The sequence below is a fragment of the Ligilactobacillus sp. 110_WCHN genome (assembly GCF_030518115.1).
GTDB lineage: Bacteria > Bacillota > Bacilli > Lactobacillales > Lactobacillaceae > Ligilactobacillus > Ligilactobacillus aviarius_C.
Genome location: NZ_JAULLI010000043.1, coordinates 1 through 1,746, shown reverse-complemented (window position 1 = coordinate 1,746; position 1,746 = coordinate 1). Strand labels below are relative to the sequence as shown.

1 protein-coding gene is annotated in these 1,746 nt (G+C 35.8%); it reads right to left on the bottom strand.

The annotated features are described in order from the left end of the window. Positions 1-140: 140 nt before the first annotated feature. Positions 141-1,385: an IS110 family transposase gene (locus Q3C15_RS08605; RefSeq protein WP_204779734.1), complete on the bottom strand. Its 1,245-nt coding sequence runs from the start codon at positions 1,383-1,385 to the stop codon at positions 141-143. Between the last annotated feature and the right edge of the window lie 361 nt (positions 1,386-1,746).

Here is a 1,746-nt window from a genome sequence, read left to right as displayed (position 1 = left end):
AAGCGTAATGGTATTAAGTCAAGAATAAATTGATTTGATTTACCACTATATTTCTTGTTTTTAGGCGCACTCAAATAAGACTAGCCTAAAATCCTAAAAATTTTAGGTTGAGAAGGATATGCGCATTGAATAAAAATTATTTATTCAGTCTCTTTAGCCTCCTTCGGTGGCATATAGAGTTGGTGATTACGTAGTAGCGTATCCACCAAGCGCACAAATTTTCTTGCGGTTAAAACGAGGGCTCGCTTATGTTTATGTTTAGGTGTTTCAGCGTATTTACGCTGATAGAAAGTCTTATATTCAGGAACACGATTCTTTACCGAGTTGGCAGCTTCAACAAGGTAATATCGAAAGTATCGATTTCCTGTTTGGCTTAATTTAGTGTTTTCGGATTCAAAGTTTCCAGACTGTTTTCGTTTCCAAGTTAAACCAGCATATTTCGCTAGTTGAGCTTGGTCGGGAAAACGTTCAATTTGACCAATTTCAGCTAAAATGCCAGCGGCATAAACTGGGCCAACGCCTGGAATACTGGTTAAACATTTATATTCTGGTGTTGTAGAAACTAAATCTTCGATTGCTTTATTAAGATCCTTGATCGATTTAGTTAATCCACGCATTTCACGAGCTAAGATTCCAAGAATAGTATCGATAGAATCAGCCATCGTCTTGTCAAGACGATATGAATTGCGACATGCTTTTTGAATGGTTTTCGCAAAAACCTTTGGGTCTTTGAAACGCCCATGACCTTTTTTCTGAACTAATTCAGCCAGGTCTTCAAGCGGCATATTAGCTAAATCATCAATTGATAATTCTTCAGTCATTAGTTCAATTGTTGTCGCACTAAATACTTGAACAGAGTCTAATTCATGTGACAAGGTATTGACTTTATAACAAAGATTTTCAAGAAAATGTTGTTTAGTTTCAGTTAATTGTTGAATTAGTTGATAACGAGAACGAGTAAGGCGTTGTAAAGCCATAAATTTCTCTTCACGCATTGGTGAAGTAGTTCCTCGTCCAATTCTCAAATAATCAGCAATGATAAAAGCATCATTATAATCAGTTTTATCGGTATCGTAAGACTCGGCATATTTCCGAACTCGCCGTGGATCTTCAATCACAGTTTTGACATTTAATGCTTTCAATTCTTGATCGTTTTGAAAGAAAATTGCCGGATGAAAACTGTAAAGTGAAGTTGATTCCATACCAATCATGATCTTTTTAAAATGGCTTTCAGCATTAAGCCTGATGATCTCATTTTTGATTTGGTTAGCACCAACGGTGTCGTTAGTGAAACGAGTTCGTAAGAATACTTGGTCGATTTGATCGCCAAGAAAACATGCCTCTAATGTCTCAGAGCTAACGTCTAAACCAACAAATAAATTCATAAGGAAAGACCTCCTTTCTGATTGAATTTAGGAATTGTTTTAGTACTGAGGGCTGCCCAAGATAACATTGCATAACAGCAGCCTCGCATAAAAGAATTTCATTCTATGAGATAAAAGCTGCATTTCAACTCTACTAAGTTGAAATAAATCCCATAGAGAAACAAGTAATGCGTATGAAGTTATAGCAATGGTCTGGGAAACACGCTTTTAAAAGTAGTTGTACCTACAGGAGAATTTAGAACAATCCCATTTAGGACTTTCCTATATGACTATTATCTCAGGCACCACACAGTACTAAAACAAAGAATTTAATTTTTAAGGAAAATCATCATGAGATGATTACAAAACATATATTACGAGG

Excerpts from the sequence above, each read along its gene's own strand:
- Q3C15_RS08605 (WP_204779734.1), bottom strand. The coding sequence starts at position 1,385 with ATGAATTTATTTGTTGGTTTAGACGTTAGCTCTGAGACATTAGAGGCA.